Source organism: Mucilaginibacter sp. P4_C11 (assembly GCF_056402115.1).
On the sequence record NZ_JBFUIA010000025.1, the window covers coordinates 21,834 to 36,537 of the forward strand.

Sequence of the window (14,704 nt, forward strand, 5' to 3'; positions counted from 1 at the left end):
AATTTCCTGAAAAAAGAATAGGAGTGCTGGAGACACCCCTATAATTTTTAAACCCCCGGTGTACAACGCCTAAAAAGGTGAACCGGGAATCCTATGTCTCAATTTTTTCAAAAAGAAACACTTAAATGTATGAAGATTTATTTACAAAACCACTTTGACTGGTGTAAAATTATGAGGATCACTTTTAGTCAAATTATAATCATCCTTGTGTTTACTGGTATTTCATTTGCAAACGCCAGCAAAGGACAGGGCCTGCTTGATAAGCGGGTTGATTATAATATTCAAAATACAAGCCTTACCAACGCTATACAACAACTGGAAAAAGTAACCAGCCTGAAGTTTGTATACCGTAAAAACCTTGTAGAAAACGAGCTTGGCCTTTCAATAGATGCCAAACAAGAAAAGCTGGGTGCTATACTTAGCAAGCTGTTAACGCCCAGGGGGATTACATTTGATATCATTGGCGATCAGATAGTTTTGGCAAAGGCCACAGCCGTTGCAAAACAACCTGATGTGGTAAATACCGATGAGGCCGAAAATACGCCACTGGCAGTTGCCAAAACCATAACGGGTAAAGTAACCGATGATCATGACCAGCCTTTACCCGGCGTTACCGTAACTATAAAAGGAACCAGTATGGGCACCCAAACCGATGTAACCGGGAAATACACCCTGAACATTCCCGATGCCGAAACCGAAAAAGCCATCCTTACTTTTTCTTTTATCGGCTTTAGTTCGCAGGAGATACCTGCCGGCGGCCGTACCGTGATCAATGTACGCATGGTGGCATCGCCAAATTCGCTTAATGAGGTTATTGTTATTGGTTACGGTAGCCAGCGTAAAGGTGATGTTACCAGCTCGGTAGCTACAGTTAAAGCCGAAAACTTTGTAAAAGGCCCGGTTTTGGATGCCGGTCAGCTATTACAGGGCAAAGTGGCCGGTCTTTCGGTATCAGCACCAAGCGGAGATCCTACATCCGGCTCGGTGATCCTGTTAAGGGGTAATACCACTTTATTGGGTGCCAACTCCGATCCTTTGGTATTGGTTGATGGTGTGCCCGGCAGTTTAAAAACCGTTGTACCCGAAGATATTGAAACCATTGATGTGTTGAAGGATGGTTCAGCAGCGGCCATTTACGGTGTACGCGGTACCAATGGGGTTATCATCATCACTACCAAACGCGCAAGCAGCAATTTTACCAATGCGGTTGATTATAGCGGCTACGTGAGTACTCAAACCCTTGCCCGCGAACCCAAATTATTCACCGCGGCCGATTACCGTGCTCAGATTGCGGCCGGTACCAGGGATAAATCATATGATTTGGGCAGCTCGACAGATTGGCTCAAAGCGATATCCAACAGCCTGCCGGTAACTACCGTACATACGCTCACTTTAAGAGGCGGCAATAGTAAAACCAATTATTTGGCTTCGGTTAATTACCGGTCATTGAACGGTATTTTCCTGAAATCAAATAACCGTACTTTCTCTGGCCGGGTTGATATCAATCATTACATGTTTAATGATAAATTGAAGATCAATTTTGGTTTATTGCAACAGGACAACGCCTTTACCCAAACCCAGGATGGCGGTACATTTAATGGTTATACCTATCGCCAGGCTATTTTGCAAAACCCAACAGCACCTGTTAAAAATGCCGATGGTACTTACTTTGAGCAGCCAAGCATTTTTAATTATCAGAACCCGGTATCGATGATTTATAATAGCGATGGTAAAACCTCAAACACAACATCAAAATATAACTCAACCATCACCCTTACGCCGTTTGATGGCCTTAAGTTATCGGCATTAGGTTCATACACACGCTTTAACCAAACCGCGGGCTATTCAGAAAATAAGGAAAACATCTCCAACATTCGTGACCATCTGAATGGTTATGCCGCGGTGGGTTCTTTACAGTCGATAGATCGGCTGTTAGAGTTAACTGCCGAGTATAAAAAAACAATTGGCGATCATAACTTTTCGGTTTTAGGCGGCTATAGCTACCAGGACAATGATACGTTTTCGTTTTTTGAGCAAAACCATGATTTTCCAACCGATATATTCAGCTATAACAACATTGGTTTAGGCCGCGCCGCCGCAAACGGCTTGGGTGTTGAAAGCAGCACAAGATCAGAAACTAACCTTATCAGCTTTTTTGGCCGTGCTACCTATAATTATAAAGATAGGTACCTGTTGTTGGCCAGTGTACGCCGCGAGGCCGCCAGCCAGCTTTATGGTGCAAAAGAACCTTGGGGTACCTTTCCGGCTGTACAGGTAGGATGGCGGATCACCAAAGAGTCGTTTATGCAGGGGCAGCAAATTTTTGATGATTTGAAGTTACGTGCAGGTTACGGTGTTACCGGTAACCAGCCGGCACAAGGCTTTTTAGGTGTAGGTTTGTTAGGCTATGGCAACTATGTGTTATCAAACGGGCAATGGGTACAAACGCTTGGTCCGTCGCAAAATCCAAACCCAAACCTGCGTTGGGAAGAAAAACATGAAGCCGATTTGGGGCTGGATTATAGTTTGCTTAAAGGGATGATCACCGGCTCTGTTGATCTGTACAACCGTAAGATAAAAGGTTTATTATATGATTATGCGGTACCGAGTCCGCCAAATTTATATCCATCTACCAGGGCAAACGTAGGCACCATGCAAAATAAAGGGATCGAGGTTTTATTAAACATCACCCCAATACGTAAGGCAGATTTTCAATGGACAACCAGTTTTAACTTTTCAACCAATACCAATAAACTCATCAGCTTATCAAACGAAACCTATAAGACAACCAGTAACTACTTTACAACAGGTGGCACCGGCGAGCCCATTCAAACCTTTACCAATATTGTTACTGTTGGTAAAAACATAGGCGATTTTTATGGCTTTAAAGTTACCGGTGTATCGCCAGACGGGCAGTGGATATATGAAGACCAAAATGGTAAATCAGTAGCCTATAAAGATTTTACCCACTCGTTTGAAGATAAGAGGGTACTGGGTAATGGTCTGCCGAAATACTATGCAGGGTGGAATAATAACATCCGTTATAAAAATTGGGATTTTAGCATAACTATGCGCGGCGCTTTCGGCTATCAGATCCTCAACTTTCAGCGCATGTATTATGAAAATACTTCTATTCAATATTATAACCGGTTAAAATCGGCCAATGATAAAGTGTTTGGTACCGCGGTGCTTAATAAAACCATGCCGCTGGAGTTTAACAGTTATTATATTGAAAATGGCGATTTCTGGAAAATTGATAACATCAACCTGGGTTATACCTTCAATAGTTTAAAATCAAAATATATCCACGCGCCACGCATTTATGTATCTACGCTTAACACATTTGTAATAACCGGCTACAAAGGGATTGATCCTGAGGTGAGCCGCAGCGGATTAGACCCCGGTAATGATAACCGTGACAAGTATCCAACCACCAGGACATTTACATTGGGCTTAAGCGCAAACTTTTAATCATTAACATCATGAAAAAGATACATTATATATTAAGCAGCGCGGTAGTTTTAACTGCTGTTGCTATTACATTTTCCTGCACCAAATTAAAAGATAAGGATTACTCCACGATTGTAGCGAGCAACTTTACGCCGGGTACCGAAGATCTGGCCTCATTACTTGGCGCAGGGTATACCTATTGGCGCCCGTTGGAACTTGGACGTAGTGCCAACTCCGTTTTCAGAACAAACGAAATCTCGGCCGATGAGCTGGTAATTCCCGAACGCCCTAACGGCTGGGTAGATGGTGGCATTTATCGGCGGGTACATGAACATAAATGGACATCTGATGAGGATAACTGCTACCAGATATGGAACAATGCCTACGCCGGTATCACTACCTGTAACCGGGTTATTTACCAGATTGAAAATGGCCTTATCCCTATTACAACGGGTAAAGACGCTGCCCTGGCCGAACTGAAGGTTTTGCGTGCATCATTCTACTATCCGCTTTGCGATTTTTTTGGCAGCGTGCCCATCATCACCAAATTTGATTTACCGGCAGGGTTTTTACCAACGCAGAGCAGCAGGCAGGAAGTTTATAATTTTATCGTATCAGAAATTACCACCAATTTACCCTTGTTAAGCAAGGCAAACGATCAAACAACCTATGGTAAGTTTAACCAATGGGCCGCACATGCATTGTTGGCTAAAGTGTACCTTAATGCGGGTGTATATACGGGTACTGCTGCGTGGGATAAATGTATCACCGAGTGCAATGCCATTATCAACTCAGGCGTTGGTTTTGGTTTGGAAGCAAGCCAGAGCTCGGTTTTTGCCACCGAAAATCAAAACTCAAAAGAGATCATTTTCGCAATCCCTTTTGATGAAAAGTTTACTGCCGATGGTGCTAACGCTTTTGCTTTACATATGGAAAGCCTCGAGCCCGAAAACCAGGCTACCTATAACTTCCAATACTCGCCATGGGGCGGCATTTGTGCTATACCGCAATTTATCAACACGTTTGATCCTGATGATAGCAGGTTAAAAAGCAACTGGATTCAAGGGCAGCAATACACTTTGGCCGGCGTGCCTATCAACGGCTCACTGGGGGCTTATACCGGTAAACCGCTTAATTACATTAACGTGGTGCCCGGTGTCGACTCAACCGAGGAGGTGCACGGTTTCAGGCTTGGTAAGTTTGAGTACAAGCAAGGTGCTTTGCTGGGCTTAAGCAATGATTTTCCGTTGTTCCGTTATGCTGATGTGTTAATGATGAAAGCAGAAAGCATGCTCAGATCTGGCGATGCCAACGGCGCAGCCCTGTTAGTTACCCAGGTTAGGCAGCGTAATTTTACAGCCAACCCTGCAAAAGCTACTGTTACCGGTGCCGATTTGCAAAAAGGCAGTACGTATGATTACGGTTTAAGAAATCACATTAATACCACGCACGAAGGTGGTACCGATATTCAATACGGCAGGTTTTTAGACGAGCTGGCCTGGGAGTTTAATACTGAAGGCCGCCGCAGGCAGGATTTGATTCGTTTTGGGGTTTATACTAAAAAGTCATGGCTGTCGCACTCGCCAAACGGCGATTACCGCGCTTTGCTGCCATTACCACGGCAGGAAGTTGTTAAAAATACCAACCTTAAACAAAATACCGGTTATTAATAAATTACCAAGGGCACAGGATGTAGCTTATATCCTGTGCCTTTCATATGAAGTTTATTAGTTTATTCAAAAAATACTGATAGTTAATTAAATAGCTTTAAGCTTTTTGCATTCCGCTTTTAGCTTTTATAACGCAAACAAAATGAAGAGAATACTAATTGTTTTATCGTTTTATTGTGGGGTTGCATACGCGCAAAACAAAGATTATCCTATAAAACCGGTATCATTTACCAATGTAAAGCTCGATGATCATTTTTGGTCGCCACGGATTGAAACTAACCGCACGGTTACCATACCGGCATCATTTGCCCGTTGCGAAAACACCGGCCGGGTAAAAAACTTTGAAATGGCGGCTGCCAGGACCGGTAAGTTTTGTACTAAGTTCCCTTTTGATGATACAGACATTTACAAAACCATTGAAGGCGCATCTTATTCCATGGCCGTTCATCCCGATCCCAGGCTGGACGCTTATGTCGATTCGCTGATCACTATAGTGGGTAAAGCCCAGGAGCCCGATGGTTATTTATATACTGCCCGCACTATCGACCCATTGCACCCGCACCTATGGTCGGGCCCGGAACGTTGGGTTAAAGAGAACGAATTGAGCCATGAGCTGTACAATTCGGGCCATATGTTTGAGGCCGCCGCCGCACACTACCTGGCCACTAATAAACGCAATTTTTTGGATATAGCTTTGCGTAATGCCGATTTGTTAGTTAAAACCTTCGGCCCGGGTAAAAGACATGTAGCGCCGGGGCACGAAATTGTAGAAATGGGCCTGGTGCGCCTGTACCGCATTACGGGGAAAAAAGAATACCTAACCCTGGCTAAGTTTTTTATTGACGAACGCGGTCATCGCGCCTATGATAAAACCAGTGCTGATGAATGGAAAAACGGGATGTACTGGCAGGATAACCAACCGGTTATTGATCAGGACGATGCCGAGGGCCATGCCGTGCGGGCCATGTACCTGTACTCGGGCATGGCGGATGTGGCTGCCTTAACGGGCGATAAGGAATACCTTACCGCTATTGATAAGATATGGAATAACATGGTGAGCAAGAAAATTTATGTTCAGGGAGGAATTGGGGCCGTACCGGGCGGTGAGCGTTTTGGGGCAGATTATGAACTGCCCAACGCCACTGCTTACAACGAAACCTGTGCCGCCATTGGCGATGTATACTGGAACCAACGCATGTTCCTGCTGCATGGCGAGGCTAAATACATCGATGTACTGGAAAAGGTGTTATACAATGGTCTTATATCGGGTGTTGGCCTGGATGGGCAATCGTTTTTTTATACCAATGCCATGCAGGTAACCAATGGCTTCACGCATCCGGCTTTAGAGGCTGGCCGGTCTGGTTGGTTTGAATGTTCCTGCTGCCCAACCAATATGGCGCGTTTCCTGCCATCGCTATCGGGTTACATTTATGCCCAAAAAGATAAAGATGTGTTTATTAACCTGTTTATAGCAGGCACTGCCGCTCTTAAGGTTGAGGGGAAAAAGGTAAACATAGTACAACGTAACAATTACCCGTGGAATGGTGCGCTTGCATTTGATGTATCGCCAGAGGCACCTGCTGCCTTTGCCTTGCGTGTAAGGTTACCAGGCTGGGCGAGGGCCGAGGCTATTCCATCCGATCTGTATTCGTTTCAGAATAAAGCCGTCGCCCGCATCGGCATAAAACTAAATGGCAAGCCATTGAGCTATAAAATTGAAAATGGTTATGCTGTAATAAACAGAAAATGGAAAAAAGGCGACAATATTCAACTGGATTTGCCTATGCAGGTAAAAAAGGTTGTTGCCAATAAAGCCCTTGCCGAGGATCATGGCAAAACAGCTTTACAGCGTGGCCCTATTATGTATTGTGCCGAATGGCCCGATAATAAAGCCGATGTAAGCACCATTGTTATTCCTGCAAACGCAACCTTTACACCAGTAGCCGAAGCAGGCTTATTAAAYGGTATAACTGTTTTAAAAGGAGAGGTATTGAGTAAAGGCATTAACAGCGCGGCTGCAAAAAAGGTGGAACTTACTGCCATCCCTTATTACTCATGGGCCAACCGCGGCAAAGGCGAGATGACAGTTTGGTTTCCCGAGGCAAATAACAGCAAATAATATTGATGAAGAACGAGAAGCTCTCCGGCAAAAAATTAAGATGGTTTAGGGCTGTTGCTTTTTGCTTGCCCCTGGTTATTCTATTTTTTGCCGAGCTTTTTTTGCGCCTGTTCAATTACGGGCACAATACCAACCTGTTTATCCGCTACCCCGATAATCCCGATTATTGGGTTATTAATCAATATGCATCTGAGCGATATTTTACCGATACGGCAAATGCTACCAAAGGCAGTATTGAACCCTTCAAAGTAGTAAAAGCTAAAAATACATTCAGGGTTTTTGTATTGGGCGAATCGACTACCGCCGGTTATCCTTACCTGCATAATGGGTCGTTTCACCGCTGGCTGCAATATCGCCTTATGCATACTTATCGGGGCTTACAGTTTGAGGTTATTAACGTTTCGCTCACGGCGGTAAACTCTTACACCGTGCTTGATTTTGGCAAGCAGGTAGTAAAGTACCAGCCCGACGCGGTGCTGATATACACCGGCCATAATGAATATTACGGGGCTTTGGGAATAGGGTCAACCAGTCATATTGCCAATAACCGCCTGCTGGTAAAAACAGTGCTTGCGCTAAAAGAACTGCGTTTGGTACAGCTGATCAATAACACGACGCACAGTTTTAAGCCGGCATCTGCGGATGTTGATCAGCGTAATAACCTGATGGAGCGTATGGCCCGGCAACAGGAGATAGGCTACCAGTCTGACGCGTACAAAGCCGGGATTGATCAGTTTAGAAGCAACATGGATGAGTTGTGCAATTTTATGCAGCAGCAAAAGGTGCCCGTTTTTTTGAGCACGCTGGTGAGTAATCAAAAAGATCTGAAACCATTTATTAGCAGATTGGGTAAAACAGAAGCCTCGGCCGATAATCAGTTTGCGCTGGCAAGGGCATCTTATCAGGCCGGAAATTATGTAGCCGCCAAACAACAGTATATTAAAGCAAAAGAGCTCGATCAGTTACGTTTCAGGGCACCCGAGGCCATGAACCAGGCCATTGTCGGCCTTGCTAAAAAATACAGTAATGTTCATTTGGTTAACACGCTTGAGGTTTTTGAACAACATTCGCCCCACCGCATTTTAGGCAGCGAAACTTTGCTGGAACATGTGCACCCCAATTTATATGGTTATGCCTTGCTTTCTGAAGCTTTTTATCAGTCGATCAAAGATTCGAACCTGATCAAAGCTCATGCAGCAAAGGACATGAGCCTTGCTGAACTTATTGACAAAATGCCGGTGACCAAGGTTGACTCGCTTTATGGCGCTTATACCATAATGATGCTGCAAGTCGGCTGGCCATTCAATAAGCCTATTCCAGCGGGGTTTAAACGCGGCAGCAGTATAGAGGAACAGCTTGCGGGGGCATTATCAGTAAATCGCATAAGCTGGCTTGATGCCATGAACCAGCTTTTTAAGTACAGCATGCAGGCCAACGATAAAAAAACGGCGCTTAAGGCGGTTGAAGCCGTGATGCTTGAAAAACCTCAAAATGCCACTTACCCGGTTTATGCTGGTCGTTTAAGTTTTGAATTGGGCAATACTGCTAATTCGGTTTACTATTTTAAAAAAGCCTATGAATTGGAGCCATCGTTTACGAATATTCAAAATATTTACCTGGTATATTTAAAAAGCGATTTGCCGGTCAATGCCCTCCCGTATATTGACATGGCTTTACAGCAAAACCCGGCATACGCGGGGTTGCGTAGTATGCGGGCCATGGTTTTAGATATCATCAGGCTAAAGAAGACAACATTGCAATCCGTGGATAAGATAGCCAATGACAGGATAGCAGCAAATTATCACGCCATTGGTGCCGATGAAGCCGCTTTAAAATATAACTGATGGAACAAAAAGTGCTAAATCGAAAATTTGGGTTGATAATAGGTGCTGCTTGCCTCTTTATCTCAATATATCAGCAGCTTGTGCGTCATCATTTTTCTTTGACGCTTACTGTTGTGGGGGCATCGCTCGTGCTTACCGCGTTAACAGTACCATTGATATTAAATCCCATAAGGATATTGTGGGGAAAAATCGGCGATGTTTTGGGGATGATCAATACGGCCATTATTTTATTCCTGGTGTTCTTTTTAGTGATAAGCCCGATTGGCCTTATCATGCGGTTACTGGGCAAGCAAGGTCTTGACCTGAAAACAAAACCAGGTGGCTCGTATTGGAAACCCACAAAACCGGCACCAAGCAGCACCCTGGAGCAGCAATTTTAAATAGATGTTATGGAAATTATAGGTGAGTTTTTGATGTTTCTATGGTCGCGGAAACGACTGTGGCTTTGGCCTTTATTTATTTTTCTGTTTGTACTAAGCCTGTTTTTGTTTCTGGCCCAGGGATCGGTATTGGCGCCTTTTATCTATAGTGTTTTTTAAGCCGGGTATGTACACGCTTGGAATCTCGGCATATTTTCATGATAGCGCGGCCTGCCTGTTAAACGATGATCACATTGTAGCCGCGGTACAGGAGGAACGTTTTAGCCGCAAAAAGAATGATGAAAGCTTCCCGCTGAATTCTATCCTTTACTGCCTTAGGGAAGCCAAAATCACGCTCAGCCAGGTAGATCATGTTGTTTTTTATGAAAAGCCATTCCTGAAATTCGAAAGGCTAATAGAAACCTACCTGGCTTTTGCCCCGGCAGGGTTTCTTTCATTTATGCAAGCCATGCCCTTGTGGCTAAAGGATAAGCTGTTTTTAAAGAAAAACCTCATTAAACAGTTAAAAAGCATTGATGGCAACTGGAACCCTAAAGCTAATAAACTGCTTTTTACTACACATCACCAGTCGCACGCGGCCTCGGCCTTTTATCCATCGCCGTTTACCAAAGCCGTAATACTAACAGCTGATGGCGTAGGGGAGTGGCCAACCACTTCGGTAGCCATTGGTACCAATAACCGGATAGAACAGGTAAAAGAAATCAGTTTTCCCCACTCCATAGGTTTACTTTATTCGGCCTTTACCTATTACCTGGGCTTCAAAGTAAATTGTGATGAATACAAAGTAATGGGCCTTGCACCCTATGGTGAACCTGTATATATCAACCAAATCTTTAAACATCTGATAGATTTGAAAGATGACGGTTCCTTTCGCCTTAATATGCGCTACTTTAACTACTGCACAGGTCTCACCATGACCTCGTCCAACTTTCACCAACTATTTGGCCGTTTGCCAAGGACAGCCGGGGAAGAGCTCAGCCAGTTCCACATGGATATGGCATGCTCTATCCAGGCAGTAACCGAAAAGGTCATGCTTACCCTAACATCGACATTACACCGGGAATACCAAATTGACGATTTGTGCATGGCCGGCGGTGTGGCGCTAAATTGCGTGGCGAACGGGAAAATATTGAAACAGTCGGGCTTTAAACGGATTTGGGTCCAACCTGCCGCGGGGGATGCCGGTGGGGCATTGGGAGCGGCGTACGCGGTGTATTACGGGTACTCGCAGGATGCGCGAAAGGATACCGGGGGAAATGATAAAATGCAGAATTCGCTGTTAGGACCGTCTTTTTCTAACCATGAAATCAGGAAATGTTTGATAGAATATGATATCTGCTTTGAAGAACTGTCTACAGAAAAACTCAATAAAAAAGTAGCCGCCTGCCTGGCCGATGGAAAAGTAGTAGGCTACTTTAGGGGGCGTATGGAATTTGGTCCGCGTGCCCTGGGTGCCCGAAGCATCCTGGCCGACCCGCGTAATGCAGATATGCAAAATGTTTTAAATCAAAAGATTAAATTCAGAGAATCTTTCCGTCCCTTTGCACCTGCCGTGTTAGAAGAATACGCCGCAGAATATTTTGAGTTGACGGGTACCAGTCCGTATATGTCGTTGGTAACCAATATTAAACAAGAGTTTTGGCTATCCGGGAATGAAGACGAACACACATTTAAGGGCTTTGATAAACTAAAAATCAAGAGATCCGTTATCCCGGCTGTAACGCATATTGATTACACTTCCCGCTTGCAAACAGTTAATTCGCAGGAAAATACAGAGTTTTATACCCTGCTTCGGGCTTTTTACATGCTAACCGGTTGCCCATGCCTTGTTAATACCTCCTTCAATCGTATGGACGAACCTATAGTAAATACCCCCCGGGAAGCCCTGGCATGTTTTATACAAACAGGTATGGACATTTTAGTATTGGAAGATTTTTTGCTGCAAAAATGAGTGGTTTGCTGGTATGACAAGATAGGTTTTAAATATTTAATGCATTAGGTTATGCCTCCCTATTTGACGCTGGAGTGCAGTTTGCGGCCATATCCGATGCGCTTTAAAGAGTGCCGCACGTTAAATTGCGGCACCTTTGATTTTTTTCTGTTATATACTGTGTTTTCGACCAGGATCACCGTCCGGTTCTAATAGGATGTCAGGGAGGAAATAGTACGGGTAGCGGTTGAGCACAACCAGATCCTCCGGCTGTACGATACCTTAGGAGAATGGGGGGGCAACTGTATGTTTTACAACTGTAAGGATCGTAAATCTGGCCACCGTCCCGGGTGTCGTCATGATAAGTAAAATCGTTGAGTATAATCAGATCTTTGAGATTACGGGACCTCGATCTTTCATCTTTGTTTTTAATGTCTTTCCCGGAGGTCGTTCCATTCGGTTCGTACATCGTTTTTCCCCAGATCAGTTTGCTAAAATACTTTCCTCCTGATTTATAGACATCAATTTTACCCGTCTTATCGTCGCTCAGCCATACGCCTAAGATCTTATCGGCTTCTGGAATTTGTGCAAAAGCTTTTACCACTGTAAAAAGGCATAGCAATAATATTATTCTTATTTTTTCATCATTATGAGAGTTTAAGATATTGCGTTAACAAGCAACAACTTTATTTAATTTTAACAACGACTTTTCCTTTGGCACGTCCGCTTTCAACATAAGTCATCGCTTCTTTGATCGATTCAAAATGGAAAACTTTGTCTACAACAGGTATGATGTTGCCATAATTAATAAGGGAGGTAATTTCCCTCAACTGAGACCCGCTTGCCTTCATAAACAGAAAGGAAAAGTATACTTTAAGCCGTTTGGCTTTCTTCCTGACTCCCGAGCTCAGCAAGCGCATAATTAGTTTCACGAACCAGGGGGCTCCGATCTCTTCTGCAAAATCCGGATCAGGCGGACCGGAGATCAAGATAAGTTTTCCGCCGGGTTTTAACACACGCAGCGACTTTTCGAGCGTGTTTCCATCCTGGCTATTCAAAACCAGGTCGTAATCATGTAGCACTTTCTCAAAGTCATCTTTCTTATAGTCAATGACAACATCTGCGCCGAGGCTTTTTACTAACTCGATGTTGGCGGAACTTGTAGTTGTAGCCACGGTAGCGCCCAGGTACTTCGCCAGTTGGATGGCAAATGTGCCTACACCACCTGACCCGGCCTGGATGAATACTTTCTGCCCTTTCTTCAGGTTCCCCTTTTCAATTAATGCCTGCCAGGCGGTAAGGCCCACCAGTGGGATGGACGCGGCTTCCTCCATGCTCAGCCTTTTCGGCTTAAGCGCTAAATCAGTTTCTTTAATTGCAATAAAATCCGCAAAGGTTCCAATACGGTGATCTGCCGGCCGTGCATAAACCTCGTCGCCAACTTTAAATTGGTGCACACGGGCCCCAACTTTGGTTACAACGCCCGCCACATCATGACCCAAAACAAACGGTGTTTTATACGGCAAAATGAGTTTGAACTCCCCGTTGCTGATTTTGGAATCCAGGAGGTTGATACCGGCAGCGTGTACTTCCACCAATACTTCATCTGCCTGTGGTACAGGTACAGGCATTTGCCCGATGTGCCCGCCGTCCTTGTTTTTATATTTGTCTATAATGAAAGCTTTCATTTTTCTATGGTTATAATGGTTTTATGAGGCTATTACTTTGTAACTTTTCTTAGGATTAGCCAAATTAAAAGTCAGTTTCGGAAAAAGCCGGTTCAGTATATACACTACCTTGGTATCGCCTATACGGATAGTAAGCTGATTCTTTTGAAGGCCTGCAATAAAAGCTTTCACCATATCTGCCGTGGTCATTTTTTTGCCGTTCGTATCAGTTGTCATTTCTGTGGCAACAAGCGGCGGTAAAAGTTCAAAAACCTTTACGCTGCTGTTCAAAATTTGCAGGTGCTTTCTCAGTGCTTTGGTGTAAAACTGCAAGGCGACTTTGGATGCGGCGTAGGTGGCTTCCAGCAATGACGGAACATAACTCAGTAATGAAGTGGTGTTGATGATCGCGCTTTCTTTTCTTGATTTAAGCATGTCGATAAACAAATTGTTAAGCCGGATCACGCCCAGGTAATTGACGTTCATTTCATACGCGGCATCCTCAATATGCTGATCGTTTGCTGTACCGAGGTTGATCGGGTCAGTTAACACCCCTGCGTTATTATATAAAATGTCTATACCGCCCAATTGCTGCACCTGGTTAAAAAGCTCTTGCGCATCACCCGCGTCTGATACATCACTTCTGATAGCCGTAATAGCTGGATACAGTTTCTTTGCTTCATCTAATTTCCCCTGGTTTCTGCCGGTGATGATTACACTGGCGCCATTGGCTAAAAATTGTTTTGCTGCTTCCAGTCCGATACCTGATGCACCACCTGTGATCAATACCGTTTTCCCTTTTAATTGCATGATTTTTATTTCTATTATTAATTCTATTTTGAAGCGTCAATCGATTTCAGAATGGATTTCTCGAAAAACTTATAGGCGAAATGTTGAAGCAGGAGTACGATTGATGATCCTTTTCCGACGGGGTAACCAAACGTTGGTTTTTTTTCCTTCACTGCCTGCAATAAAGTAGCGATAACCGGCGCAGGATCGGGTGCCTTATCAAATGCCGTTTTGGTATAGGCGATGACCTTCTGCCGGAACTGATCATAGTCTGCGATCGTTCCTTTTGCTACAGTTGCACTTTCGCCGATATTGGTTTTGAAGCTGATCGGCTCAACCATTACCACCTTGATGTTAAACTGGTTCAATTCAAACCGAAGTGCCTTAAAATAGCCTTCGAGGGCATGTTTGGAAGCCGAATAGTAGGAAGTATTTGGAAGACTCACTAAACCCAGCAGGGAACCAAGCGTAATTATTTTTCCATGTTTTTGCCTCCTGAAATAGGGCAGCAACTCGTTAGTTATTTTGATCGTTCCCCAAAAGTTGGTCTCAAACTGTTGCTTGCCTAACTCGATAGGGGTTTCCTCGGCAAGTCCGTTTACTAAGAAACCTGCGTTGTTGATCAGCACATCTAAAGTTTTGATCTGATTGAACAGTTGCTCGCCAAAAAATGCTATGGAATGGTCATCATTCAGATCCAATGGCAGTAGCTTAAATGGTAATTTTGCCTGGTGTTTTTCCGGATCGCGGCTTGTGCCGATTACCTGGTAGCCATTTTCGTGGAGCTTGCTGGCGACAAGCAGCCCGATGCCCGATGAGGCGCCTGTAACTAATACCGTTTGTTTCATTTTCCTA

At 44.2% G+C, this 14,704-nt stretch carries 11 protein-coding genes; 7 read left to right on the forward strand and 4 right to left on the reverse strand.

Going from position 1 to position 14,704, the window contains the following annotated elements; genetic code table 11:
• The first annotated feature begins 129 nt into the window (after positions 1 to 129).
• From AC1DU2_RS21395 to AC1DU2_RS21425, 7 genes are all read left to right on the forward strand, one after another.
• Positions 130 to 3,471: a SusC/RagA family TonB-linked outer membrane protein gene (locus AC1DU2_RS21395; protein WP_477361898.1), complete on the forward strand. Its 3,342-nt coding sequence runs from the start codon at positions 130 to 132 to the stop codon at positions 3,469 to 3,471.
• Between the two features lie 11 nt (positions 3,472 to 3,482).
• A complete protein-coding gene (locus AC1DU2_RS21400; protein WP_477386713.1) occupies positions 3,483 to 5,120 on the forward strand; it encodes a RagB/SusD family nutrient uptake outer membrane protein in 1,638 nt (545 codons plus the stop codon).
• Positions 5,121 to 5,262: 142 nt separating this feature from the next.
• Complete coding sequence (locus AC1DU2_RS21405) at positions 5,263 to 7,239, forward strand: glycoside hydrolase family 127 protein (protein WP_477386715.1); 1,977 nt, start codon at positions 5,263 to 5,265, stop codon at positions 7,237 to 7,239.
• Positions 7,240 to 7,244: 5 nt separating this feature from the next.
• A complete protein-coding gene (locus tag AC1DU2_RS21410) occupies positions 7,245 to 9,083 on the forward strand; it encodes an SGNH/GDSL hydrolase family protein (protein ID WP_477386717.1) in 1,839 nt (612 codons plus the stop codon).
• On the forward strand, positions 9,083 to 9,463 hold the full coding sequence (locus AC1DU2_RS21415) for an SxtJ family membrane protein (protein ID WP_477361906.1): 381 nt from the start codon (positions 9,083 to 9,085) through the stop codon (positions 9,461 to 9,463). Before AC1DU2_RS21410 ends, AC1DU2_RS21415 begins: the two co-directional genes overlap by 1 nt.
• A 9-nt stretch (positions 9,464 to 9,472) precedes the next feature.
• Entirely contained in the window at positions 9,473 to 9,622 is a 150-nt protein-coding gene (locus AC1DU2_RS21420) for a DUF5989 family protein (RefSeq protein ID WP_477386720.1), read from the forward strand.
• A gap of 7 nt (positions 9,623 to 9,629) precedes the next feature.
• Complete coding sequence (locus AC1DU2_RS21425) at positions 9,630 to 11,414, forward strand: carbamoyltransferase family protein (protein ID WP_477386722.1); 1,785 nt, start codon at positions 9,630 to 9,632, stop codon at positions 11,412 to 11,414.
• Positions 11,415 to 11,613: 199 nt separating this feature from the next.
• Here AC1DU2_RS21425 and AC1DU2_RS21430 read toward each other — a convergent pair whose 3' ends face one another.
• The 4 genes from AC1DU2_RS21430 to AC1DU2_RS21445 form a co-directional block, all read right to left on the reverse strand.
• Positions 11,614 to 11,997 carry a DUF2147 domain-containing protein gene (locus AC1DU2_RS21430; RefSeq protein ID WP_477386724.1) on the reverse strand — a complete coding sequence of 128 codons (384 nt, stop codon included), beginning with the start codon at positions 11,995 to 11,997 and terminating at the stop codon, positions 11,614 to 11,616.
• An 82-nt stretch (positions 11,998 to 12,079) separates the two neighbouring features.
• Positions 12,080 to 13,081 carry an NADP-dependent oxidoreductase gene (locus tag AC1DU2_RS21435; RefSeq protein WP_477386726.1) on the reverse strand — a complete coding sequence of 334 codons (1,002 nt, stop codon included), beginning with the start codon at positions 13,079 to 13,081 and terminating at the stop codon, positions 12,080 to 12,082.
• A 21-nt stretch (positions 13,082 to 13,102) separates the two neighbouring features.
• Complete coding sequence (locus AC1DU2_RS21440; protein WP_477386729.1) at positions 13,103 to 13,870, reverse strand: SDR family oxidoreductase; 768 nt, start codon at positions 13,868 to 13,870, stop codon at positions 13,103 to 13,105.
• Between the two features lie 23 nt (positions 13,871 to 13,893).
• A complete protein-coding gene (locus tag AC1DU2_RS21445) occupies positions 13,894 to 14,697 on the reverse strand; it encodes an SDR family NAD(P)-dependent oxidoreductase (protein ID WP_477386731.1) in 804 nt (267 codons plus the stop codon).
• Positions 14,698 to 14,704: the final 7 nt, after the last annotated feature.

Coding starts and splice junctions, on each gene's coding strand:
- AC1DU2_RS21415 (WP_477361906.1), top strand. CDS start 9,083: ATGGAACAAAAAGTGCTAAATCGAAAATTTGGGTTGATAATAGGTGCT.
- AC1DU2_RS21435 (WP_477386726.1), bottom strand. CDS start 13,081: ATGAAAGCTTTCATTATAGACAAATATAAAAACAAGGACGGCGGGCAC.
- AC1DU2_RS21395 (WP_477361898.1), top strand. CDS start 130: ATGAAGATTTATTTACAAAACCACTTTGACTGGTGTAAAATTATGAGG.
- AC1DU2_RS21400 (WP_477386713.1), top strand. CDS start 3,483: ATGAAAAAGATACATTATATATTAAGCAGCGCGGTAGTTTTAACTGCT.
- AC1DU2_RS21410 (WP_477386717.1), top strand. CDS start 7,245: ATGAAGAACGAGAAGCTCTCCGGCAAAAAATTAAGATGGTTTAGGGCT.
- AC1DU2_RS21420 (WP_477386720.1), top strand. CDS start 9,473: ATGGAAATTATAGGTGAGTTTTTGATGTTTCTATGGTCGCGGAAACGA.
- AC1DU2_RS21445 (WP_477386731.1), bottom strand. CDS start 14,697: ATGAAACAAACGGTATTAGTTACAGGCGCCTCATCGGGCATCGGGCTG.
- AC1DU2_RS21425 (WP_477386722.1), top strand. CDS start 9,630: ATGTACACGCTTGGAATCTCGGCATATTTTCATGATAGCGCGGCCTGC.
- AC1DU2_RS21440 (WP_477386729.1), bottom strand. CDS start 13,870: ATGCAATTAAAAGGGAAAACGGTATTGATCACAGGTGGTGCATCAGGT.